This window comes from Streptomyces avermitilis MA-4680 = NBRC 14893 (genome assembly GCF_000009765.2).
GTDB lineage: Bacteria > Actinomycetota > Actinomycetes > Streptomycetales > Streptomycetaceae > Streptomyces > Streptomyces avermitilis.
Window position 1 is genome coordinate 6483542 of sequence record NC_003155.5, and the last position, 22994, is coordinate 6506535.

18 protein-coding genes and 1 tRNA gene are annotated in these 22994 nt (G+C 71.7%); 10 read left to right on the forward strand and 9 right to left on the reverse strand.

All coding sequences use genetic code 11. The features are described 5' to 3' along the window. Positions 1-216: 216 nt before the first annotated feature. The 4 genes from SAVERM_RS27610 to SAVERM_RS27625 all read left to right on the forward strand — a co-directional run bounded on the left by SAVERM_RS27610 (position 217) and on the right by SAVERM_RS27625 (position 5189). Complete coding sequence (locus SAVERM_RS27610; protein WP_042493636.1) at positions 217-474, forward strand: hypothetical protein; 258 nt, start codon at positions 217-219, stop codon at positions 472-474. Between the two features lie 210 nt (positions 475-684). Further along, positions 685-933 carry a hypothetical protein gene (locus SAVERM_RS27615; RefSeq protein WP_037649816.1) on the forward strand — a complete coding sequence of 83 codons (249 nt, stop codon included), beginning with the start codon at positions 685-687 and terminating at the stop codon, positions 931-933. Positions 934-2072: 1139 nt separating this feature from the next. After that, complete coding sequence (locus SAVERM_RS44955; protein ID WP_137951715.1) at positions 2073-3617, forward strand: LPXTG cell wall anchor domain-containing protein; 1545 nt, start codon at positions 2073-2075, stop codon at positions 3615-3617. A 255-nt stretch (positions 3618-3872) separates the two neighbouring features. After that, positions 3873-5189 (forward strand): glycoside hydrolase family 26 protein, encoded by a 1317-nt coding sequence (locus SAVERM_RS27625; protein WP_037651449.1) that lies wholly within the window; start codon positions 3873-3875, stop codon positions 5187-5189. Positions 5190-5227: 38 nt separating this feature from the next. Here the strand turns inward: SAVERM_RS27625 and SAVERM_RS27630 are convergent, their stop codons facing one another. Genes SAVERM_RS27630 through SAVERM_RS27665 form a run of 8 tightly spaced genes read right to left on the reverse strand, consistent with a single transcriptional unit; the run spans position 5228 to position 14810 of the window. After that, positions 5228-6352, reverse strand: coding sequence for a GNAT family N-acetyltransferase (locus SAVERM_RS27630; RefSeq protein WP_010986755.1), 1125 nt, complete (start codon positions 6350-6352; stop codon positions 5228-5230). Then, positions 6349-7005 (reverse strand): YveK family protein, encoded by a 657-nt coding sequence (locus SAVERM_RS27635; protein ID WP_037651492.1) that lies wholly within the window; start codon positions 7003-7005, stop codon positions 6349-6351. The genes SAVERM_RS27630 and SAVERM_RS27635 overlap by 4 nt, the downstream gene beginning before the upstream one ends. Before the next feature lie 17 nt (positions 7006-7022). Then, entirely contained in the window at positions 7023-8198 is a 1176-nt protein-coding gene (locus SAVERM_RS27640; RefSeq protein ID WP_010986757.1) for a glycosyltransferase, read from the reverse strand. Positions 8199-8208: 10 nt separating this feature from the next. Beyond that, entirely contained in the window at positions 8209-8994 is a 786-nt protein-coding gene (locus SAVERM_RS27645) for a polysaccharide deacetylase family protein (RefSeq protein ID WP_042493648.1), read from the reverse strand. Further along, positions 8978-10738, reverse strand: a complete 1761-nt coding sequence (gene murJ / locus SAVERM_RS27650; RefSeq protein ID WP_010986759.1) for a murein biosynthesis integral membrane protein MurJ — start codon at positions 10736-10738, stop codon at positions 8978-8980. The genes SAVERM_RS27645 and murJ overlap by 17 nt, the downstream gene beginning before the upstream one ends. Then, the gene (locus SAVERM_RS27655; RefSeq protein WP_010986760.1) at positions 10735-12090 is read right to left on the reverse strand and encodes an O-antigen ligase family protein; all 1356 of its coding nucleotides are present in this window, start codon (positions 12088-12090) and stop codon (positions 10735-10737) included. Before SAVERM_RS27655 ends, murJ begins: the two co-directional genes overlap by 4 nt. Before the next feature lie 6 nt (positions 12091-12096). Next, complete coding sequence (locus SAVERM_RS27660) at positions 12097-13572, reverse strand: exopolysaccharide biosynthesis polyprenyl glycosylphosphotransferase (RefSeq protein WP_010986761.1); 1476 nt, start codon at positions 13570-13572, stop codon at positions 12097-12099. Next, entirely contained in the window at positions 13569-14810 is a 1242-nt protein-coding gene (locus tag SAVERM_RS27665; RefSeq protein WP_010986762.1) for a glycosyltransferase, read from the reverse strand. Before SAVERM_RS27665 ends, SAVERM_RS27660 begins: the two co-directional genes overlap by 4 nt. Before the next feature lie 697 nt (positions 14811-15507). Between SAVERM_RS27665 and SAVERM_RS27670 the strand changes: the two genes are divergently transcribed. The 3 genes from SAVERM_RS27670 (at position 15508) to SAVERM_RS27680 (ending at position 17804) form a co-directional block, all read left to right on the forward strand. Further along, positions 15508-15771, forward strand: a complete 264-nt coding sequence (locus tag SAVERM_RS27670) for a hypothetical protein (RefSeq protein ID WP_010986763.1) — start codon at positions 15508-15510, stop codon at positions 15769-15771. Between the two features lie 616 nt (positions 15772-16387). Further along, the gene (locus tag SAVERM_RS27675; protein WP_370628370.1) at positions 16388-16954 is read left to right on the forward strand and encodes a tyrosinase family oxidase copper chaperone; all 567 of its coding nucleotides are present in this window, start codon (positions 16388-16390) and stop codon (positions 16952-16954) included. After that, a complete protein-coding gene (locus SAVERM_RS27680) occupies positions 16938-17804 on the forward strand; it encodes a tyrosinase family protein (protein WP_037651451.1) in 867 nt (288 codons plus the stop codon). The genes SAVERM_RS27675 and SAVERM_RS27680 overlap by 17 nt, the downstream gene beginning before the upstream one ends. Before the next feature lie 166 nt (positions 17805-17970). Here SAVERM_RS27680 and SAVERM_RS27685 read toward each other — a convergent pair. Beyond that, positions 17971-18043 (reverse strand) — tRNA-Arg (locus SAVERM_RS27685). A gap of 310 nt (positions 18044-18353) precedes the next feature. On the opposite strand from SAVERM_RS27685, the gene SAVERM_RS27690 reads away from it, so the two are divergent. The 3 genes from SAVERM_RS27690 to SAVERM_RS27700 all read left to right on the forward strand — a co-directional run bounded on the left by SAVERM_RS27690 (position 18354) and on the right by SAVERM_RS27700 (position 22806). Then, entirely contained in the window at positions 18354-19961 is a 1608-nt protein-coding gene (locus tag SAVERM_RS27690; protein WP_037651453.1) for a dynamin family protein, read from the forward strand. Between the two features lie 74 nt (positions 19962-20035). Beyond that, positions 20036-22132, forward strand: coding sequence for a GTPase (locus tag SAVERM_RS27695; protein WP_161271982.1), 2097 nt, complete (start codon positions 20036-20038; stop codon positions 22130-22132). Positions 22133-22329: 197 nt separating this feature from the next. Next, positions 22330-22806 (forward strand): single-stranded DNA-binding protein, encoded by a 477-nt coding sequence (locus SAVERM_RS27700; protein ID WP_010986768.1) that lies wholly within the window; start codon positions 22330-22332, stop codon positions 22804-22806. Positions 22807-22994: the final 188 nt, after the last annotated feature.

Consider the following 22994-nt stretch of genomic DNA (forward strand, 5'->3'; position numbering starts at 1 on the left):
ATCCCTTGGTTCTCACGGGCCCGACTCTCCCCCGAACGGTCGCCCGCTATTGCGGCGCAGTTCGGCGAGCCGATGGGAAAGACGGATATGAGTATGAATTACTACTCAATATGGAGTATCGGGAAATTCGGCGTTAAGTGTGCTGCGTGTTATCTTCTGTAATCGTCCGGGCACGGTCCGTAAGGGGCCCGGGTGCGCGAAGAAATCGGAGAAGTGATGAGCAAGTTCAAGAAGGTCGCGGCCGTAGCGGTCATGGTCGGTGGCATGGCTCTCGGTGGCGGGGTCGCCCACGCGTGTGATGGCCCCCTGTACGACGACCCGGCCGGCGTCAGCATTGACAACCTGCAGACCGTGAACTGCCACCAGGAGTTCGAGGGTGGCCTGGCGTTCGCGCCCGTTCAGCTCGCGTCCACCGATGGCAACAGCCAGAACATCGGCAACTTCTGCACGGTGGTCGGTCCCGTCGAGGACTGATTCCGGGGCGCTGTGAAGAGCCGGGTCTCGCACCTCCGGTGCGAGACCGCTCCTCGGCCCTCGGCGCGTCGGGCGCCCCGATCGACTGCCGACTCGGGGCAGCAGGGCGGAGGGGGAAGCTTTCATGGCACACGGGATGTCGAGGCGACAACAGCTCGACGTCCCCTTTTGCGTTTCGTAGTTGCCCTGAGTCAACACATGGAGATGTATATGCACAGGTTCAAGAAAGTCATGCTGGTGACCGCCGCTGTCAGCGGCATCGGTCTGACGGGTGCCGGGACAGTCCAGGCCGACGACCGCGGTGGCGACCCGCACGCCGCCGTCGACAACACGCAGCTTCTGCAGTGTGAACAGGCATTCAACGCCTCCCTGATCACGATCAATGCGCCGATCACCGTGTTGGGCGACAACATCACGAATATCGGCAATTTCTGCTCGCAAATCGGTCCACGCCAGTGAACGGGTGATCGCCCGGCAGTCGGTTCAGGGGACGCGTCCTGTTGATGTGAACGCGGGCCAGTCCCCTGTGCCCGGCAGGTGTGTCGCGCGACCCGGCGTCTCAGGGAATCACGGTCTCCGCGAAGTCTGCGGCAGAGCGCACCTTGTCCGGACCGGCCGGCGGGGCGCCGAATAGAGCCGGATCCTTTCATGTATGCGCAGGGTTAATCCAATACTGACAGCGGCCATCCTTCTATTGGCCGCTGACCCTTTTTCGGGTCCTTTGAAGTAACGTTTTTTCTGCTGCTCCAGCCCCCTCCGATGACCGCTTGTACGTAGGCCATCGCTGCGCCGCTGATCGACTCCAGCCCGCCACGCGAGTCACAATGACTCCCCGTCGCGCCGAACGGAGCAGCCCGTACCCGCTTGCCCGGTGCAATATCATCCGATCAGCTCAATTTACTTTCAGTTGCCATACAGGGCCATGCGGATGAATTTCGATGGCCATTCATCCGCAAGAATGGCACTTGGTTGATGCGGGCTTTCCTGCTGTTGCAGTATTGATTCCCTCCTTCTAGTGAAGAGGAATGTGAGTCGAATCGCGCCTCGGAGGGAATATGAGTGATACGATCATCTTGCCGCGTTGTCCGGAGACAGGGAAAGCATCTTTCCGTACTGAATCCGAGGCGAGGATCTGGCTGATCAAACAGCCGCTGTTAGAGAGAATCCCGGACCGTATCTACCGATGTTCGGATTGTCGGTACTGGCACTTCACCGGATCCCATCACTGGACTAGCCAGAAGATCAAGCGGAGGCGAAACCACGGGAGGCGGGAAGCTGTCTCGGGTCACAGCCGTAGGAAGAGGGGAAAGAGCTGACGAGAGAGTCAGCCCTCTCGCTTCCTGTGTGCGCGGATCCGAACCCATGCCTCACCATGCAGGACACGATCTCAGGGCTCGTACGCGACTGGCGTCGATGATGCGGTGCGACCAGTCGAGCCGCGATGCGGGGTGCAGCTCGCGAGCAGGACTCGCGCAGTCGCTGCTCCCATCAGATCGCGGTGTGCAACGGCCTGTTCCTTCGGTCCGGGGCCGGCTTTTCCCACTTATTCGAGCAGGAAGACGACGAGATTGCGCAAGAACCTGAGCAAGGGAATGGTCGTGGCCGCCGCCGCGACGAGCATCCTGTCCCTGTACGCCATCCCGGCGTTCGCGGACCCGCACTCCGAGGGGACCACCGGGGGATCGCACGGCGCCCTGTCGGGTGACGCCGTCCAGGCTCCGGACGTTCCCGGAGCTTCCCACGGCTCCGACCGTAGTGACGACGACCGCGAGCACGGCGGCTACGGCCACGACAGTGATTACGGCGATGACGCCGATTACGGCGACGCCGCCAGCAGTGTTCCGACGGCGGAGGCGTCGTCGACGGCGTCCCACGACACCTACGGCAGTGGCCACAGCGAGCACGGCGACTACAGCCACGACAGTGGTTACAGCGATGACGCCGATTACGGCGACGCCGCCAGCAGTGTTCCGACGGCGGAGGCGTCGTCGACGGCGTCCCACGACACCTACGGCAGTGGCCACAGCGAGCACGGCGACTACAGCCACGACAGTGGTTACAGCGATGACGCCGATTACGGCGACGCCGCCAGCAGTGTTCCGACGGCGGAGGCGTCGTCGACGGCGTCCCACGACACCTACGGCAGTGGCCACAGCGAGCACGGCGACCACAGCCACGACAGTGGTTACAGCGATGACGCCGACTACGGCGATGACGCCGTTCGCAGCGACGCCAGCAGCACTGGCGGGGCTCCGAAGGCGAAGGCGCCGTCGACCGCGGCCCATGTCTCCGGCCGTGGTGACGACGTCCGTGACCATGGCGTTGCCCGCCAGGACAGTGGTTACGGGGATGACGCCGTTCGCAGCGACGCCAGCGGTACCGGTGGGGTTGCGAAGTCGGGCGGGTCGTCGGCGCCGAAGTCGGGCGGAGCGTCGGCCGCGCCTCGCGACTCCGGCCGTAAGCACGGCGGCGTCGGCGCCGTTCACGGCGACGCCAGCAGCACCGGTGGGGCTCCGAAGGTGAAGACGCCGTCGGCTGCGGCCCATGTCTCCGGCCGTAGTGACGACGACCGTGACCATGGCGTTGCCCGCCAGGACAGTGGTTACGGGGATGACGCCGTTCACGGCCATGACGCCGTTCACGGCCATGACAACGGCAATGGCGGGGTTCCGAAGACGCAGGCGCCGTCGGCTTCGTCCCACGAGTCCGGCCGCAAGGACGACGACCGTGAGCAGGGCGATGCCGGCCACGACAGTGGTTACGGCGATGACGGCGTTCACGGCGACGACAGTGGCAATGGCGGCGGCGACGTCGGCTACGGCGACGACAGTGGCAATGGCGGCGACGCCGGTTACGGCGACGACGGCGGCTATGGCGACGACGCCGGCTATGGCGACGACGACGACAGCGACAAGCCGCCCACGAAGCCCACGAAGCCCGCGAAGCCCACGACGCCGCCCACCACTCCGCCGACGAAGCCGCACACGTGGACGCCACCGGCCACCACGCCCGTGGCGGAGCGGCCTTCCCTTCCCGACACCGGCAGCGGGGAGCAGATGCTCGCGGCTTCGGGTGTCGCCGCGCTGCTGCTGACGGGCGGCGCCATCCTGTACCGACGAGGCCGAGCCGCGTCCCGTCGTTAGTCAGTAGTCAGTGCTTCACCTCGGGTGCCGGACGAATCGCGTCCGGCACCCGAGTGCGTTCGCGGCCGCTTATTCGGTCGGGAAAAGCAGCGACCGTTCGGCCCAGTGCTCACTCGTGCGGGTGGTCAGGGGATGCAAAGACAGAGAATCTGTTCACAGGATGGGCATACATATGACTGATTGTCGGAGGGATACGAAAAACAGGCGGCGCACACGCGTAAAGGCTGCTGCCGATGAGTGGATAAAGGATCAGTCATGGCCGCACAGCAACGGCGCCGCGGAAGATGGCCCGTGTACATCGCGGCCGGCATTGCCGCGTCGGCCGCCCTGATGCCGGGACTGGGATACGCCGTGGGCGCCCGGGAGGAAGCGGCCGCCAAGTCACCGGTACCGGTGCCGGTGCCGACGACAGCGGCGACGGCGGCGGCGACGGCGGTGCCAACGGCATCAGCGTCGGCATCACTACCGGCACCGGCACTGGCAACAGCACCGGCAACAGCACCGGCCACCGCCGAACCGCCCGCCCCGCCCCCCGCATTCGGCGCCTACCTCGACTACGGCCCCCGAGGCGTGACCCGGATGGCCAAACTCAGCCGGTGGCTGGACGGCGCCGAGCTGCGCGTGGGGCACACCTACCTGCCGGGCGACCGCTGGAGCAACATCGAAGGCGCCCCCCGCTTCCTCGACACCTGGGCGAACTGGCGTCGGGAGAGGGACGACCGGATCCTCGTCCTCAACGTGCCCATGCTGGAGCGCAACGAGGAGAGCCACTCCTACACCGAGGTACGCACCTTGCTGCGCCAGGGAGCGGCCGGGGAGTTCGACGAGCACTACCGCCAACTGGCCCAGCGGCTGGTCGACTTGAAGGTGCCGGACACCGTCCTCGTGCTCGGCTGGGAAATGAACGGCACGACGTACACCCATCGGTGCGGGCCGGACCCGGAGGCCTGGAAGACGTACTGGAACAGAATCGTCACCACCATGCGCGCGGTGCCGGGCCAGAAATTCCGGTTCGACTTCGCGCCGAGCCGCGGGCACGACGCCGTTCCCTGGACGGATTGTTATCCGGGCGACGACACGGTCGACATCATCGGCATGGACACGTACGACCAGCCGCAGGGAATGTCATTCGACGAGCAGGTGTCGGAGCCGTACGGGCTACAGAAACACGTCGACTTCGCGAAGGAACACGGCAAGCCCATTTCGTACCCGGAATGGGGACTGTTCCGCAATGGCGACAACGCGGCGTACATGCGGCGCATGCTGACCTGGATGGACGAGCACAAGCCGCTGTACAACACGCTCACCGACTACTGCCCGCACGGCGTGTGGCGGTGCAGACAGAACCCGAAGGCGGCCGAGGAGTACCGGTCCGCGCTCTCCGGCCGCACCGAGCCCGAGCCGACGTCCCCGGTGCCGACGCCGGCGCCCACCCCGGGGTCGACGTCCCAGCCCACCCCGTTGCCCCTGCCTCTCCAGGCATGCTCGCCGCTGGACCTGGGCACCTGGGCCGAGTACCTGCTCGGCGGAAAGCTCTGCGTCCGCTTCGACTGGTGGTCGCGCATCCGGTGACCCCATGACCCGGCGAGCCGCCGGTGGCGGCGGGCGGCTCAGGTCCCGCCGCCACCCCGCTCCCACCACCCGCGCACGAGTTCCTTGCCCCGGCTGCGCGCGGCGACACCGCAGACGATCGCCGACAGCAGCGGGGCGGTGCGCCGCCGGGCCAGCAGCAACCGCTGGTTGACCACGGGCTCGGGGCGCCAGTTGTACTTGTACGGCTCGTCGCCGCGCAGCAGGCTGAGCGTGTCGTGCCCACCGGTGGCGGTGTGCCGCGCGCAGGCGTCCAGCAGCATCGCGGCGACATCCGCCTTCCGCTCGCGCAGCCGCGGATGGGCGCCGTACAGATAGCCGCCCGCAAGACGCGGCGACAGCAGCGTCAGGTCGACCGCCATCACCTCGCCTTCCAGCAGGAACTCGGTGACCACGGCGTCGCCGGAGCGCACCATCGGGCCGACCGCGCGCACCAGATGCGCGGCGAACCGCTCGTGGAGGTGCTCCGGCGTCACCCTGCGGCCCTGCCACTGCAACCGGTGCAGCGCGAGGAGGAGCCGCAGCGCCGCGTCCACCCGGTCCGGGTCCGTGGTCCGGCGCTCCACGCCCAGCGCGGTCAGTTTGCGCAGCTTGGCCCGCGCCCGCTGGGCCTTCGCCGCGGGCAGCCGGGCCGCGAGCTCCGCCATCGGTAGGGCGGGCAGTTCGAGGCAGAGCGAGTCGCCCGCCCGGCGGCGCGGTCCGCGCCAGCACTCGTAGACGCGCTCGACCGCGCCGCCCGGCCGGACCTCCCGGAAGTCGATCAGTGTGGTGCGGGCGGCCCTCGACAGTGCCTCGGCGAGCGCGGCCGCCGCCTGGTCGGCGTGCTCGTCGTCGAGCAGCACATCGCCGTAGTCGGAGATCGTCCCGCCCAGCGGGACGAGCCGGGGCAGCGGACGCCCAACCCGCATCAGCGGCGCGACCGCCCGCAGTTCGCCGCCGTCGCGCACCAGTACCAGCCGCAGCCGGCCGGGCCTGCCGTACGACGTCCACCAGGAGTGCAGCCAGGCATGGCTCTGGAACGGGGTCGCCGCACCGCACCTGCGGTACAGGCGCCCCCAGGCCGGGCCCAGCGCGGCGAACTCCCGCTCGTCGGTGCACAGTTCGGCCCGCAGAGTGCCGCCCTCGGCCCGCGGCGCCCCGCTCACAGCTGGCCGTGTGCGTCGGCGGCGGTGGCCGGGCCGGGCACGGCGGCCGGACGCGCGTCGTCGTCGGCGGCGCGCCGCGGGCGGACCAGCAGCGCGAGGCCGCCCAGCAGGCCGCCCGCGCTCGCGCCCACCAGACCGGTCAGCGCCGGGGACGCCGAGGACGGCTTGGCGGGCTTGACGGCCCGGGAGAACTGGAGGAGTTCGACGTGCGTGGCGTTCTTGGTGTCGTTGGCGTGCCGGATCAGCGAGCGGGAGACCGCGTTGGCCATGTCGGTGGCGAGATCGGCGCGTGCGGAGGTGGCCGTCACGGCGACCATCGGCGCGTCCGGCGAGGTCGCCGACTGCACATTCTCCCTCAGCGTCTTCACCGGCACGCCCGCCCACACCTGGGCGTCGCCGAGTACCGCGAGCTGCGTGGCGACCCGGCCGTACGCCTGGGCGAGGCCGAGCGCCGCCTGCGGATCCGATGTGGCGGTCGGTACGGCGATCACGTAGGCGGTGGCCGAGTAGGCGGGCGGCGTGAGGACGCCGTACGCGCCCCCGGCGAGGGCTCCGGCGAGAGTGCCGGCCGCGAGCAGGGACCACGGCGGCAGCGCTCGCAGGCGCCGGTGCGCCGGATGCCGCCGGGCCGGGGGTGTCGCGGAATCGGCCATGGAGGTCATGAGGTTCATCAGACGGTCACTCCCAGGGGTGACGGGGACGGGGACGAACAGGAGACGGCGGCCGCGTACACGTCCATGAGCTGTGCGGCGCTGCGGGTGATGCAGTAGTGGCGGGCAGCGACGGAGACCGTGCGGCTCGGCGGGCACGAACTCCGGGCCTCGGCCAGGGCGCGCGTCTGCGCCAGTGCGTGGGCGAACGCGTCGGCACCACCCCGCACCCGGCGGGCCTCGGCGGAACGCGGCGGCAGGTCCTCGATGGCCGGACAGGAGGCGTACAGCACCGGCAGCCCCGCCGCCAGGCCCTCCACGAGAGCGAGGCCGAAGGCCTCCTCCGGGCTCGGCGAGGCGAGCACGTCCATCGCCGAGGTCAGCGCCGGCAGATCAGAAACGGGGGTGCCGTCGGGCTCGTACGGCCGCTCGCCCGTGAACAGCACCCGGTCGGTCACCCCCGCCCGCTGGGCGGCGCGGCGCAGCACGTTCTCCTCCGGGCCACCGCCGACCAGCAGCAGCCAGCAGTCACCGGGGAGGTGGGCGAGCGCGCCGATCAGGACGTCGAACCGCTTGCCCGCGGTCAGCCGGCCGATGCCGCCGACGACATACGCGCCCTCCGGCAGCCCGAGCCGGCGGCGGGTGCGTTCGCGGGTGACCGGGTCGAAGCGGAAGCGGGCCACGTCGATGCCGTTCGGCACCACCTCGATGCGCGGCTCGGGTACGCCCCAGCGCCTGAGCCGGTCGGCCACCGGGCCCGAGACCGCGACCGTGGTGCGGCCCAGCCGCTCGCTGGCCAGGTACAGCGCGCGCACGCCGGCGCTCAGGGCGCGGCCCTCCAGCTGCGTTTCGCCGAGGGAGTGTTCGGTGGCCACCACGGCCCGGACGCCGGCCAGGCGCGCGGCCGTCCTGCCGTACACGCAGGCCCGGTAGAGGTGGGTGTGGACGAGGTCGTAGCCGCCGGACCGGATCAGGCGCACGAGGCGTGGCAGCGCGGACAGGTCGCGGTTGCCGGTCATGCCGAGGTGGACGACACGGACGCCGTCCGCCGTCAGGCCGTCGGCGACCGTGCCGGGGTTGGTGAGCGTCACGACGTCGCAGTCGACGGGCAGGTGGCGCAGCAGCAGCCGGAGTTGCTGTTCCGCGCCGCCGACGCCGAGGCCGGTGATGATGTGCAGTGCCTTGAACTCGGGCATCGCGGGAGGCTCACACCCTCTCGGCGGGGCGGTGGTGCAGCCGGCGCAGTTGGTGCAGCCGGTGCTTGAGATGCAGCCGCCAGGCCGTGTCGTGCTCCCCGACGTGGACGCGGGGCAGGGCGAGAGGGCCGGTCAGGTCGCCGGGACCGGTGGCGCAGGCGTACGTGTAGCCCGCTTCCCGTACGGCGTCCACGGCGCGGCGGTCGACCCTCCCGTACGGGTAGCAGAAGCCGTCGACGAGAGCACCGGTCATTTCGGAGAGCAGTGCTCTGCTGTCGCTCACCTCGGCGCGGAGCAACGCGTCGTCGGCCCGGATCAGGTCCACGTGCGTGAGGCCGTGCGAGCCGATCTCGACGCCCTCGGCGGCGGCTTGCCGGATGCCCGCCGCCGACAGCAGCGGCTTGCGCGGGCCGAGCGGGTCCCAGGCGTTGTCCCCGTCCAGCCTGCCCGGCAGCACGAACAGGGTGGCACCGCAGCCGTGGCGGCGCAGCAGCGGCAGGGCGTGCGCGACGAAGTCGGCGTACCCGTCGTCGAAGGTGAGCCCCACCAGGTCCTGCCCCGCGCCGCGGGCGCGCGCGGCGAGCAGCTCGCGCACGCCGACACCGCGCAGACCCCGGCGACGCAGCCAGCCCAGCTGCCGGTCCAGGCGGCGGGGCGAGACGGTGACGCGGTACGGGTCGTAGGAGCAGTCACCCACGGAGTGGTACATCGCCACCCACGGGGGTGGGCCGGGTCTGCGCCGGGTCGGGTCGGGCGCCGGGCCGGCGGACGGTGCGGGGTCAGCGGATACGGGCATACGGCAGCCTTCGGGTGACGGTACGGAGTGCGGGTGCGAGGTCCTGCACGCCCAGGACCCGGGCGAGCAGGAGGAAGACGACGGTCACGGCCGTGCCGCCGGCCGCGAGCCCGAGGGCGGGGGAGTCGATACGGCTCGCGCAGAACCCGCCCACGACACAGGCGACCACCGCCGCGCGCAGCGGCTTGCTCATCTCGGCCAGCACCCGCCGGGTACGGATCGGCACGCTGCGCGCCCCCATGCCGTACAGCAGGATCAGTGCGGTGAGGGTGATGCCGGCCGCGTTGGCCGCGGCGATCCCCAGCACGCCGAACGAGCCGACCGCCCACGCGCCGAGCCACGACGTGGCGACGATGCCGGCGGTCATGGCGGCCATGGGGTACCAGGTGGGCCGCCCCGCCGAGAAGTACGAGCGGACGAGCGCGCCCACCAGTGCCTGGCCGAGCAGCCCGAGCGCGTACACCCGCATCACGGCGGCGGTGGCCGCGGTGTCCCGCGCGGTGAACGCGCCCCGCTGGAAGAGGAGGTGGACGAGCTGCGGGGCACACGCGACGATGGCCGCCGTGCCGAGCAGTACGACGCACGACACCACCCGGAGGTCGCACTCGACGCGGTCGCGTGCCCGCTCGGTGTCGCCCTCGGCCAGCGCCTGCGCCACGACCGGAAAAGTGACCGTGCACAGCATCAGGGAGAGCACCATCGGCATCTGGGCGACCTTCTGGGCGTAGTTCAGATGCGAGATGGCGCCGGCGGGGAGCGTGGAGGCCAGGAACCGCTCGACGAGGACCTGGGACTGGCGGCACAGGGCGAAGAGCAGGACGGTGACGATGAGGGTGAGGTTCATGGTGCGCCGGTCCTTCGCCGGGGCTGCCGCGTCTGCCGTGTCCGCCGGGTCTGCCGTGACTGTCGTGTCCGCCGGGTCTGCCGGGTCTGCCGTGACTGCCGTGTCCGCGGCGTCCGTCTTGTCCGTCGGATCCGCCCTGTCTGTCGCGGGCGCCGTCTGCCTGCGGTGCAACTGCCTCAGCAGAGAGGGCAGTTGGGTGACGACCATGAGGGCCCCGCCCACCGCGACACCGACCGCGGCCGCCCGTACGCCCCAGCGCGCGCCGAGGGCGAACATCGCCGTGATGATGGCGGTGTTGTACGCGACGTAGATGGCCGCGGGCGCGACGAACCGGCGGTGCCCGCGCAGGGCCGCGCTGCAATATCCGGCGAGCCCGAAGGTCAGGACACAGGTGCCGGTCAGCCGGGTGCAGTCCACCGCGAACCCCGGGTTGTGGAGCCCCGGCGCCAGCGCCTCGACCAGGTACGGCGCCCCGAAGACGAACAGCGCCGACGCGACGGCGAACGCCAGTGACAGGCGGGGCAGGGTGCTGCGGACCAGGGCGCGCACCGGGTCGCCCGTATCGCCGTGGGTACGGCGGCGGGCCACGGCCGCGCTGAACGCGGGGACGAGCGCGAAGGCCAGCCCGTCCTCGATCAGCAGCGTCGCCGCGAACTCCGGTACGGTCCAGGCGACCAGGAAGGCGTCCGTCTCGCTCCCGGCCCCGAAGAGGCGCGCCAGCACCTGGTCCCGGCCGAGGCCCAGCAGGGCACCGGCCAGGGAGAGGCCGACGGTGACGAGCGCGGCCCTGGCGAGGAAGCCCTGTGAGACGGCCCTGGCGCTGCCGGGGTCCGGGCGGTCCGCGCCGAGGCGCGCCGGGGGAATCGTGGCGTCCCCCGCCTGCGGAGGGGTGACCGTCATCGTGCGGCGGCCTCCTCGGCGACAGCCGTACCGGGGTACGCCGGCGCCGCCTCGGCGACAGCCGGACCGGGACTCGCCAGTGCCCACCACGCCGTCAGTCCGAAGCAGACGGCGCTGAGAACGGTCGAGGGACCGCCGATGTCGGCGTACACGAAGTCGATCAGCTGCCAGACCAGCAGGCCGCAGGCGATGAGCGCGCAGTCGAGGCCGGGGTCGTTCGCCCCGCGGGCGCGGACCAGCCTCCGCAGCCCCAGCACCAGCAGCGCGAGCCAGCTCCCCGCCAGCGTCAGCAGCCCGATGAGCCCCTGCTCGCTGAGCACCAGCAGATACATGTTGTGCGGTGACAGCAGCGGCTGCCTCCGGTACGCCGCGTTCGCGCCCTCGGTGTCGCTGCCCGACGACAGTGCCAGCGAGGCGTGCCCGTCGCGGTGGTCGGGGAAGCCCTTGAGGCCGATGCCCGTCAGCGGCCGCTCGCGCCACATGTCGGTGGCCGCCGCCCACATCGTGTACCGGTCGGTGACCGACTGGTCGGGTGCGTCGGCGACCTGCCCGATGCTGCTGAGCCGCTGCTCCAGCAGCGTGGAGCCGACACCGAACCCGCCGACGAGGATCACGGCGACGGCGGCCACCACCGCGCCCGCCCTGACCGCCCGGCGCAGGCCCGCCAGTACCAGTTGCGCCCCGCAGGCGAGGGCCGTCGCGATCCACGCGCCCCGGCTGAAGGACACCGCCAGCGGCATCACCAGCAGCAGCGCGCACACCCCGGCCCACACCCTCTGCCGTGCCGACGCGGGTCCCAGCGCCAGCCCCACCGCGCACACCAGCCCGAAGGAGACGACGGTCGCCATCCCCATGATGTCGCCCGGCCCGAAGGTGCCGACGGCGCGGATGTCCCGGCCCGTGTACGAGGCGCCGGTCCCGGTCGCGTACTGGTGCACCCCCAGGGCCCCCTGCCACACCGCGAGCCCCACCATCGACCAGACCAGCAGCCGCAGGTCGCGCCGGTCGCGGACGAGCAGCAGCACGGCGGCCGGGACGAGTACGAAGATCTGCAGATAGCGCCCGAAGCCGGCGACCGCCGCGCCCGGCGTCGCGGCCCCCGTCGCCGCCACCGCGAACCCGACCACGGGCAGGCCCAGCACCACGGCGGCGGTACGCGACAGGGGGCGCCGCCGATGCCGCAGCAGACGTACCGCGCAGCACAGCACGACGACACCGGACGCGGCGTCGGCGAGGGTCGCCCCGCCCTCGCCCCCCGGCGCGACGGGCAGCGCGAGCAGGGCGACCACCGCCACCACCGGCAGGACGGGCGTCAGCCCGCGCGCGGCGGGCGGGGCGCATGCGTGGCTCACCGGCGTTCAGCTCCCCGTCGCGCGGACCAGCGCGGCGGCCGTGCGCAGCAGGACGCAGATGTCCTGCCACAGGGACCAGTCGTCGATGTAGGCGTTGTCGAAGCGGGCGCGGTCCTCGATGGACGTGTCGCCGCGCAGCCCATGGATCTGGGCGAGCCCGGTGACGCCGGTCCGCATACGGTGGCGGGCGGCGTAGCCGGGGTGGAGCTGGCTGAACTTGGCGACGAAGTACGGGCGCTCGGGGCGCGGCCCGACCAGGCTCATGTCGCCCCGCAGGACGTTCCACAGCTGGAGAAGCTCGTCGAGCGAGGTGCGGCGCAGGAAGCGGCAGAAGCGGCTCATGTTCCGCTCGTCCGCCACGCTCCAGCGGGTCGCGGCCTCGTGCGCGTCGGCCGGGCGATGGGTACGGAACTTCAGCAGCGTGAAGGGGCGGCCGTCCTTGCCGACACGCTCCTGGCGGAAGACGACCTTCGGCCCGTCGCTGACCCGCAGTACGACCGCGCAGGCCAGCAGCGCCGGGCCGACGAGAAGGAGCAGGACCCCGGAGACCAGGACGTCGAAGGCGCGCTTGGCGGGACTGCCGAGGTGTCGGCGGACATCCAGGCGGCGGCAGCGGAAGCCGGCGATCCGCTCGCCCGGGGCCCGGTCGCGGGTCGTGCGCCCGGCCCCTTCGTACGCGGCTCTCCCCGCCCGGTCGTACGCCGGTACGTCCGCGTCGACCTCCCACAGCGCGCAGCCCGACTCGGCCAACGCCCGCAGCAGTGGGCCGTGTTCGCCGACCGGGCCCACGATGAGCACGGCCCGCACGCCGTTCTGGATGACGGCCCGCTGCGCCTCCTCGCCCGTGCTGAGCTCCGGCAGCCCCTCGCCGCCGGCCGCGTCGTCGGCGAGGATGCCCACCGGCCTGAGGCCGCATCCGGGGCGGCGCAGAAAGGCGGCGGCCACGCGCCGGGCGGTGGCGGCCGGGCCGACGACGAGGGCCGCGGCGGGGTGACGGACCAGCGTCCGGCGGCGGCGCCAGTGCAGCGTGCCGCGGCCCGCGCAGCTCGCCGCCGCCTGGAGGACGCAGCCGGTCAGCAGCGTGCCGGCGGACAGGATGTGGGCCGGGGAGAGCGCCGCGACCAGAGCCGCGAGCGCGCACCAGCCCACCGCGATCCGGGCGCAGACGGCGGGGAGTTCGTCCAGGACGGCGGGCACGGCGGTGGGGCGGTACAGCGCCGCCCGCGCGTTCAGACAGAGGACGGCGAGCAGCAGGGGGGGAACGGTCAGCAGGGGGTGGGGGAGCGCCAGGGCGGCGGTGAGCGCGGCGGCCGCGTCCGCGGCGAGCAGGGGCAGCCCATGGGGGCGCCGCGCCGCGGTCCGCTGCCCGGCGGGGAACCGGAAGCCGGCCGTGGCATCGCGCGGGGGGATGACCGAGACGGGCGGGAATCCGTGTACCGGTGGCTGGCCGCCTGGGGGAGGAAGGGTACGTTCGGCGGTCACGAGCGGATGGACTCCCTGCACTCGGTGTGTTCCGCGAGGTCGGCGCACTGGGTGTGTTCCGCGGGGTCGGCGCACTCGGCGTGTTCCGCGGGGTCGGCCGAAGTGCGCCCGGTGCCGAGGAGTTCGCGGTAGAGGGCCGCGACCGCCTCGGCCGAGTGCCGCACGTCGTGCGCGGTCAGTACGTGGCGGCGCCCCTGGTGGCCGAGCGATTCGCGCAGCAGCGGATCGAGCAGCGCCCTGGTGAGCGCGTCGGCCAGCGGGCCCGGCCGGCCGGCGGGCACCAGACAGTGCTCCCGGTGGCCGGGCGGCAGACTCTCGCGCGCCCCGGCCACGTCCGTGACCACCACGGGACGCCTGCACGCCATCGCCTCCAGCGGGGCCAGCGCCATGCCCTCCCAGCGGGACGGCAGCACCACCAGGTCGGCGGCCTGGTACCAGGGGACGGCATCGGCGACGGCCCCGGCGAACAGCACGCCCTCGGGCGCGAGGTGACGCAGTGGCCGCTCCTGTGGCCCGTCCCCGACGAGCGCCAGCCGGGCCCCGGGCACCCGCCGCCGCACCGAGGACCACGCCTCGAGCAGCACGTCCTGCCCCTTCTGCCGGCACAGCCGTCCCACGCAGACCACCAGCGGAGCGGCCGGATCGAGGCCGGCGAGCGGTGCGAGGGCGGCTCGTACGGTGGTGACGGCGGCGGGGTGGAAGCGCCCCGGGTCGATGCCGTTGGGGATCACCCGCCAGTGGGCGCGTACCCCGGCGCGTACGCCTCGCGCGCGCTCCGCCTCGCTGACGCACACCACGCGGGCGGCCCACCGCGCCCCCCACCGCTCCCACGCCGTGGCGACCGCCGCCGTGACCCCGCCGACCGCCTCGAACGACCAGGCGTGCGGCTGGAACACCGTCGGGATCCGCCCCCGTACCGCCAGCCGGGCGGCGAGACCGGCCTTGGCGCTGTGGGCGTGCAGCACGTCGGGCCGGACCTCCTCGACGAGGCGAGCGAGCCGGCGCACCTCACCGGGGAGCGACGGTCCCGGCGCCCGCGTGGCGGACCAGTGCCGTACGCCTGCGCCGAGTTCCCGTACTGCCTGGGCGAGGCCGTGGCCGGGACACGCGACCGTGACGTCGAAACCGGCCGCACGCTGCGCACGCACCAGCTCGGTGACCACGCGGGCGACGCCGCCGTCCACCGGCTGGGTGACGTGGAGGACGCGCGGCGAAGGGGCGGTTGCTGGCTGGTACATGCGCGGATCCCTCACGTACGGGCGGAGCCGGGGGCGGTGGGAGCGAGCGTCATCGCTTCGCCTCGACGGCGACGAAGAGCGCTCCGGCCCGCTGCCACGTGGCGCCGCACGGCGATCCGGAAGGCCGGCTGGTCACCACCGTGCGGGACCACCTGGAAGGCGTCCGGCCCGCCCTGACGGCCCGTCGGACAGGCGGACCCCAGTGCGTGTCGTGGTGGAAGACCCCGGGTGTGAGGCATGACCGGCGTTGCCTTTCACGAGAAACGTCAACTTTTCGGTTGATTCGGGAACGCGTCACTCTATCCCGCTGTTCCGTATTTACCGGGCAAGAGCGACAAGTAAAATGAAAGCGGATGATTTCGTGTCAGGTGTCCCGCCTGGCTGTTGTGACAGCCGAGGGGCCTGCCGAACTGCGGTCGGCACCACCGGCGTCACCCACCGCCCGCGACGCCCACGGCGCCGACCGCGCTCGTGAACACCGTCACCGCCGACCTGCTCGGCACCGGTCCGGCGCATCGCTTTCTCGCGTTCATAAGAAGATGAGAAACGCGGATGAGATACGGCCTTCATTCGGGTGAACCCTCGTGCGGCGTGCCGGAATTTTCTATGTACGGGGTTTCCGCGACGTTCGGGGCTCGTTAGGGGCGGTGAAGCAATTCCCGCTGGTGACTTCCGAGTTGCCGAAGAAAGGAACACGATGAAGTCTCTGAAGGCTGCCGCCGTCGTTGCCGGTTCCATGGTTCTGGCCGGTGCGGTCGCGCCCGCCGCTGCCCACGCCGCCACGGAGGTCCCGCCCGCCAGCCTCACCGGAGCGGTGAACCAGCTCACCAAGGGCCCCGTCAACCTGTCGCCGCTGCACGCGGACAACAAGGGTTCCGCGCTCGGCACGGTCAAGGGGGCGGCGGACTCCCTCACCCAGCAGGGGAACGCCCGGCTGATCGGCGGACTTCCCCTGGGCTGAGCGGTTCGGGCGCTCTTCGGTCTCAGGCCTTTACTCGGAGGCCGTCCCGGGCTTTCACTCCGGCTTTCTGCCGGACTTGCGCCTCAAGAGCCTGTGGACGAACTGGGGTCGATTCCGCCGCATGCGGGATCGGCCCTTGCTCTCGGCTTTTCATGGCGGCCCGTCGGTTTGTCCGGCGGGCCGCTTCGATGTCACGGCCTTGCCGAGGGGAAACAGTAACTCCACTTGCATTTAGGGGAAGTTATGGGTCGGCGGCCCTGCCGGGCGGGCGGAGGCCGGAGGTGCGGGCTGTCCGGACTGCTCGGCCTGTTCGGTCTGCTCGGTCGGTTCAGTCTGTTCGGTGTTCGGTGTTCGGTGTTCGGTCTGTTCGGCTGTGGGTGGTCGGAGAATCCCTCATTCGTGTGGTCGTGTTGGCGCGGGTGGTCCGCTCGGGTGAACGAGCGCATGGGTATGTTCCGGTGCGTCGATACAGTTCCGCGGTGACCTCAACCACCAGCGAAACGTGCCCTTTTCGAGCCGCCGACCTGCCGCCCCTCAAGGCCCGGTGCGCCACGCCGGCGGAGGGACCGGCCTCCTTCGGTCATCCGCGCTCACCGGGTCTGACTCCGGGAGAGCCGTGGCCGGGCCTGCGGTCGCCGAGGTCGCGTCCGGGGGAGCGGTGACCGGGGCGGTGAACACAGCGGCCGACTCCGCGAGCCCTGTGGCCGACTCCATGTGTCCGCGGCCCGCCGTCAGCCCCACGGAGGTCACGGGACGGCGGCGGGTGCTGCGGGTGCTGTTCGCGCTGGGGGCCGGAGTGACGCTGGCGCCGGTCTTGGCGGCGTCGGGGTCGGCCGGCCCGGAGGAGGCGCGGTTCGACGAGACGTATCGCGGGCGCCGTATCGTCGGCGACAGGTACGACGCCCAGCGGTCCGGGGACGCCTACTCCGGCGCGTGGCACGTCACCGTGGACGGGCGGCCGCTGCACTTGATGCGCCGGGCCGACGGCAGCTGGATGACCATGGTCGACCACTACCGGTCGTATCCGACAGTGCTCGCCGCCGCGCGCGCGGCCGTCGACGAACTCGGCCCCACCGCACGGCTGGGCGTGCCGCACGGCGGTGGCGGCCACATGGACGACAGCGGTACGCCGGGCGGGCGCAAGGGAGCCGAGAGGGATCATGGCAGTGGTGTACACGCGTAAGGACGTCAGCACGCTCACCCGGTCCGAGCGGCGTCGGCTCGTCGCCGCACTGCTCGAGGTCAAACGCCGCGGCGAGTACGACGAGTTCGTGCGCATGCACATCAAGTACTACGTTGCCGACGGCGAGACCGGCCTGCGCGCCGCCCACATGGCACCCTCCTTCCTGCCCTGGCACCGCATGTTTCTGCTGGACCTGGAGCGGGTGCTGCGCCGGGTGGACGAGTCGGTGACCATGCCGTACTGGGACTGGACGCGCAGCCGCAGCCGGACGGCCGCACCGTGGACCGAGGACCTGCTCGGCGGCACCGGGCGGCAATCCGACCGCCAGGTCACCACCGGCCCCTTCGCCTACCGTCACGGTGGGTGGCCCATCAAGGAGGGGATCACCGACGCCGAGTACCTCATGCGTGACCTGGGCCGCTCCCGGGACCCGATCGCGCTGCCGACGGCCAGGGATCTGCAGGGCGCCCTCGACGATCCCGTCTACGACACGGCCCCGTGGAACTCCACGTCCGCCAAAGGATTCCGCAACAGGCTGGAGGGGTGGGGTCCGGGGCGGGGAGCCGCTTCGTGGCGCAACCACAACCGGGTCCACCGTTGGGTCGGCGGCCACATGGTGAGCGGCGCCTCCGTCAACGACCCCGTCTTCTGGATGCACCACGCCTTCGTCGACCTCCTCTGGTCCCGCTGGCAGCAGAGGCACCAGGGCGCCCGCTATCTCCCCGAGCAGCAGCCCGCCCGGGGCGACGCCCAGCGTGGCCGCATCGTCGCGCGGCACGAGAGGATGCCGCCGTGGGACGTGACACCGGACCAGCTGGAGGATCACAGCGGGATCTACCGGTACGCGTAGCACGTACGAGCACGGGGAAGCCCCTGGCGGTCGCGTACCGTCGGGGGCTTCTCGGCTGTGGTGCCGGCTCGGACGCCGGTTCATCGAGGACGCGCTTGGTCTCAGCGCTGCGCGAACCGGACACGAAGAAGCCCCATCGGCGTTTCCGCTGGTGAGGCTGGGTTTGCGCCCCCGGCAGGACTCGAACCTGCGGCCAAGCGCTTAGAAGGCGCCTGCTCTATCCACTGAGCTACGGGGGCCGGGTGTGGTGGCCTCTGTCCTGGTGCCCGGGTGTGGGCGGGATCCGCGACCTTGCCGGGACAAGGATAGGGCTCCCGGGTCCTTGTCCCTGGCGCTTCCCCTCCGTGGCTCGATGTGGAGGTTCAGTGAAGCGGTCCTGATAATCGCAGGCAGGTACGAATCGTGCACCGCTTTTGGCGTCTGGCGCACCGGGTGTTGTGCACTCGTTATGCCTGCGCCCCAGTCGTCCCTTCCGTCCCCTGTGTCCTGTCGGCGCGCAGACATGTCTATATGCTTCAGAAAGCCTCCAAAATTGGGCATTCTTCGCATGTGGTGACCTTGGACGTACGGCCTCAGCTGCTCGACGCACTCTCCGCCCTGCGCGACCGTGTCGCCGCCGCAAGCTTTCCGCTGCCCCTGGCGGGGGCTCCACGCGCGCGTGCCAACCGCGACGAGCTTCTCGCGCAGCTCGACGACTACTTGGTGCCCCGGTTGAGGGACCCCGAAGCGCCGTTGCTGGCCGTCATCGGGGGATCCACCGGGGCCGGCAAGTCGACCCTCGTCAACTCCCTCGTCGGGCGCAGGGTCAGCGAGGCGGGCGTGCTGCGGCCGACCACCCGTACGCCGGTGCTCGTATGCCATCCGGAGGACCATCACTGGTTCAGCGGGATGCGCGTACTGCCCGACCTCACGCGCGTGTGGGTGCCCCATCAGGAACCCGGGGACGATCTGCACGCCCTGGTCGAACGGGGGGAGCGGACGCTGCGTATCGAGACCGCCGAGACGCTGCCGCCCGGGCTCGCCCTCCTCGACGCGCCCGACGTCGACTCCCTCGTCGCCGACAACCGTGTCCTCGCCGCCGAGCTGATCTGCGCCGCGGACATCTGGATCATGGTCACCACGGCCGCCCGCTACGCCGACGCGGTGCCGTGGTATCTGCTGCGTACCGCCAAGGAGAACAAGGCGACCCTGGTCACCGTTCTCGACCGGGTGCCCCATCAGGTGGTGTCCGAGGTCTCGCGGCAGTACGGGGCCCTGCTCGCCAAGGCCGGGCTCGGCGACGTCCCCCGGTTCACCGTGCCCGAGCTGCCCGAGTCCGCGTGGGGCGGGGGGCTTCTTCCGGCCACCGCGGTGGCGACCCTGCGGACCTGGCTCATCCAGCAGGTGCAGGACCCCGCCGCCCGGCAGCAGGCCATGGCCCGTACGGCGTACGGAGTCCTCGACTCGCTCAAGTCGCGCATGCCCGAGCTGGCCGGCGCGGCGGCCGCACAGTACGCCGCCGCGCTGCGCCTCACCGCGGCCGTCGACGGGGCGTACGACAGCGAGTACGCGCGCGTGAAGGGGCGTTTGCAGGCCGGGGCCGTGCTCGCGGGTGACGCGCTGAAGCGATGGCGCGCCTATCCGCTGGACTGCACCGCCGGCGAACTGCTCGACGCGCTCGTCGAAAGCCTCGGCTCGCTCCTGCTGTGCGCCGTCACGGCCGCGGACGAGCGCGTCGACGAGGCCTGGCGGCGCGAGCCCGCCTCGGGTGCCCCGGAGCTGACGGACCGTGATCCCACGCTGGAGAGCGCCGAACACCGGATCGGGATGGCCGCGCGACGCTGGCGGCGCGTCCTCGAGGAGTACGCCGAGGAAGAGGTCCGCAACCTCGACAAGAGCCTCGCGCCGGACGCCGAGGTGGTGGCCGCCCTCGTCGCCACGGCGCTGCTGGGTGGCCGGCGGGCGCGGGCCGCCGGAGAGGGGCTCGCCGAGCGGATCGGCGCGCACGGCGCCCTCAGACTGCGCGACCGGGGCGGACGGCTGCTCTCCGAGTACGTCGACACGACACTGCACATCGAACGCGAGCGCCGTCTCGCCCCCCTCGACGCGCTCGACGTGCACGCCGAGCCACAGGCCGAACTCATCGCCGCGCTGTCCGTACTGCAGAAGGAGAGGTGACCGCGGTGACTGCCGTCACTGACCACACGGATCACGCCGATCATCCCGAGGACGAGCCCACGGCGGCCGAGCGCATGGGGGGTGACGGCGCGAGGGGCGAGGGCGAAGGCACGGGAGACGTAGCTACGGGAGGCGAAGGTACGCGGGATGAACCCGTGACGGACCGGCCCGGGAAGGACCGATCGGGGAAGGACCGGCCCGGGAAGGATGAGCCGACGGGGGAGGGCTCCGGCGGGGACAACGCCGCCGGTGACGCAGACGGCGGGCACGCACGTGTGGAGCGCGATGCGCTTCACACACGCGTGAAGCGCGGTTTCCCGCCCCCGTCGGCCGCCGACGCCGACGCGTCGGGCCGTACGGAGTCCACGGAACCCGCGGATTCCACGGAGTCCGGCGAGCCCTGGGGCGACGGGCTGATCGCCCGGCGCGTGTCCGAGACGGCCGACGGGCAACAGGAGGTGGCCGCCCTCCTGGAGACCAGGAGCAAGGCCGTCCAGCCGCCCGAGCCCCTCGCGTACGACGGGTCGTTGAGGTCGCGGTTGGACGCCCTGCGCGAGCTGGTGGGGCTGTCGCGGACCCGGCTGGACAGCCGGACGCTCGCAGAGGCAGGCCGGGTACTGGACGAGGCGGTGGCGCGGCGCCGGCTGTCCGGGGAGCACACCGTCGTCGCCATCGCGGGCGCGACCGGCAGCGGCAAGTCCCAGCTCTTCAACGTGCTCGCCGGAGTGACCATTTCGGAAACCGGCGTACGCAGGCCGACCACCGCGGCGCCCATCGCGTGCAGCTGGAGCGACGGCGCGGCCCCGCTCATCGACCGGCTCGGCATCCCCGGACGGCTGCGCAGGCGCCCCCTCCAGAGCCCTGAAGGAGAGGCACAACTGCGCGGGCTCGTCCTGGTGGACCTGCCCGACCACGATTCGGCGGCCGTGCAGCACCGCGAACAGGTCGACCGGATCCTGGCGCTCGTCGACGCGGTCATCTGGGTCGTCGACCCGGAGAAGTACGCGGACGCCGTCCTCCATGAGCGCTATCTGCGGCCCATGGCGGGACACGCCGAGGTCACCTTCGTCGTCCTCAACCAGGTGGACCGGCTGCCCGGCGAGGCCGCACACCAGGTTCTCGACGACCTCAGGAGGCTGCTCGACGAGGACGGGATCGCTCTGGGGGAGTACGGCGAGCCGGGCGCGACCGTGCTCGCGCTGTCCGCCCTCACCGGGGACGGCGTCGGCGAACTGCGCGAGTCGCTCGGGCAGTTCCTGGCCGAGCGCGGGGCCGCCGCGCGCCGCATCTCCGCCGATGTGGAAGCGGCCGGTGCGCGCCTGCGGCCCGTCTATGCGACCGGTCGGCGTACCGGCCTCAGCGAGGAGGCGCGCGACGACTTCGCCGGCCGGCTCGCGGACGCGGTGGGTGCGACCGCTGCGGGCGAGGCCGCCGAGCGCGCGTGGCTGCGCAACGCCAACCGAGCGTGCGGCACGCCCTGGCTGCGGCTGTGGCGGTGGTACCAGGACCGGAGCGAACCCACCACGGGTCGCCTCAGGGTGGGCGCGCCCGCGGACGAGGAGGCGACCGCCCGACAGCGCGTGGAGCAGGCCGTACGTACGGTGGCGGACCGGGCCGCGGTAGGGCTGCCCGCGCCGTGGGCACAGGCGGTGCGCGAGGCGGCCGTACGGGGGTCGCAGGGGCTGCCGGAGGCGCTGGACGAGCTTGTGGTGCGTACGGGGTCGCCGGCGGGGCGGCCGCCGCGGCCGGGCTGGTGGCCGGTCGCCGTGCTCGCTCAGGCGTCGATGACGCTCCTCCAGGTCTTCGGCGGCCTGTGGCTGCTGGGGCAGGTGATCGGGTTCATGTCGCCGAATCTCGGGGTGCCGGTGCTGTTGATGGTCGCGGGCATCGTCGGGGGACCCGTTGTGGAGTGGAGTTGCAGGCTGGCGGCGCGGGGGCCGGCCCGGCGGTACGGACTCGAGGCCGAGCGCCGGCTGAGGGAGGCGGCCGGGGGGTGCGGCAGGGCGCGGGTGCTGGATCCGGTGGCGGCGGAGCTGCTGCGGTATCGGGAGGTGCGGGAGCAGTACGCGAAGGTCATGGGGGCCGGGGCTGGGGCTGGGGCCGGCGCGGCTGGGGTCGGCGCGGGAGCCGGAGCCGGGACGGGAGCGGGGGTGCAGGCTCGGGTGGGGTGAGGGGGGACCCGTTCGGGTGACGGAGTTGTCCACAACCGGGCGGTAGCACACAGCGCTCAGCGGGCTCGGGCCGACGGAGGCAGTCTGAACTCGCGGCGATCGCACGGACGCGGTCGTCGCGGCAGACGCAGCCGTACGGGACGGGCCCGTACGCGTATCCGCCCGGCGTGGGCGCCGGGACGAGGGAGGGGTTCGCGATGAACGAGACGATCGTGTGCGTGGTGGGGAACGTCGCCACGCGGCCGGTGTACCGGGAGCTGGCGTCGGGCGCATCGGCGCGGTTCCGGCTGGCGGTGACGTCGCGGTACTGGGACCGCGAGAAGAGCGAGTGGAAGGACGGGCACACCAACTTCTTCACGGTGTGGGCGAATCGAGCCCTGGCCACCAACGTGGGGGCGTCTTTGTCCGTGGGGGATCCGGTCGTCGTGCAGGGCAGGCTGAAGGTGCGCACCGAGGCGCGCGAGGGGCAGAACTGGACCTCGGCGGACATCGACGCGCTGGCGGTCGGCCACGATCTCTCGCGCGGCACGTCGGCATTTCGCCGTCCCTCGGCCAAGGACGGGGAAGCGGGAGTGAGCCCCGCCGCGCGGCCGGAGCCCAACTGGGAGACAGAGCCAGGAAGTCAGCCCTCGGTGGAGCACCAACCCCAGCCGGAGCCCGCTGGAGTGACGTGATGTCAGGTGCCGTCGGGTGGAGTCGACCGAACTGCGGCTTATCGGCGAAAGCGTTCCGAACGGTCCCATTGATTCGTCGATAAGCGCAGCTCACAGCCTGTGCAAGCGATAACGATTCCGAGTCGGATCGGTTATCCGATGACATGTCCGGGGAGAGCGGTGCGCCGCGTCCTTAGGATGCCGGGCAT

Bases quoted from the DNA above. Each gene is read 5' to 3' on its own strand.
- SAVERM_RS27610 (WP_042493636.1), top strand. From the start codon at position 217: ATGAGCAAGTTCAAGAAGGTCGCGGCCGTAGCGGTCATGGTCGGTGGC.
- SAVERM_RS27615 (WP_037649816.1), top strand. From the start codon at position 685: ATGCACAGGTTCAAGAAAGTCATGCTGGTGACCGCCGCTGTCAGCGGC.
- SAVERM_RS27625 (WP_037651449.1), top strand. From the start codon at position 3,873: ATGGCCGCACAGCAACGGCGCCGCGGAAGATGGCCCGTGTACATCGCG.
- SAVERM_RS27635 (WP_037651492.1), bottom strand. From the start codon at position 7,005: ATGGCCGATTCCGCGACACCCCCGGCCCGGCGGCATCCGGCGCACCGG.
- SAVERM_RS27640 (WP_010986757.1), bottom strand. From the start codon at position 8,198: ATGCCCGAGTTCAAGGCACTGCACATCATCACCGGCCTCGGCGTCGGC.
- SAVERM_RS27645 (WP_042493648.1), bottom strand. From the start codon at position 8,994: ATGCCCGTATCCGCTGACCCCGCACCGTCCGCCGGCCCGGCGCCCGAC.
- murJ (WP_010986759.1), bottom strand. From the start codon at position 10,738: ATGACGGTCACCCCTCCGCAGGCGGGGGACGCCACGATTCCCCCGGCG.
- SAVERM_RS27665 (WP_010986762.1), bottom strand. From the start codon at position 14,810: ATGTACCAGCCAGCAACCGCCCCTTCGCCGCGCGTCCTCCACGTCACC.
- SAVERM_RS27670 (WP_010986763.1), top strand. From the start codon at position 15,508: ATGAAGTCTCTGAAGGCTGCCGCCGTCGTTGCCGGTTCCATGGTTCTG.
- SAVERM_RS27695 (WP_161271982.1), top strand. From the start codon at position 20,036: ATGGGGGGTGACGGCGCGAGGGGCGAGGGCGAAGGCACGGGAGACGTA.
- SAVERM_RS27700 (WP_010986768.1), top strand. From the start codon at position 22,330: ATGAACGAGACGATCGTGTGCGTGGTGGGGAACGTCGCCACGCGGCCG.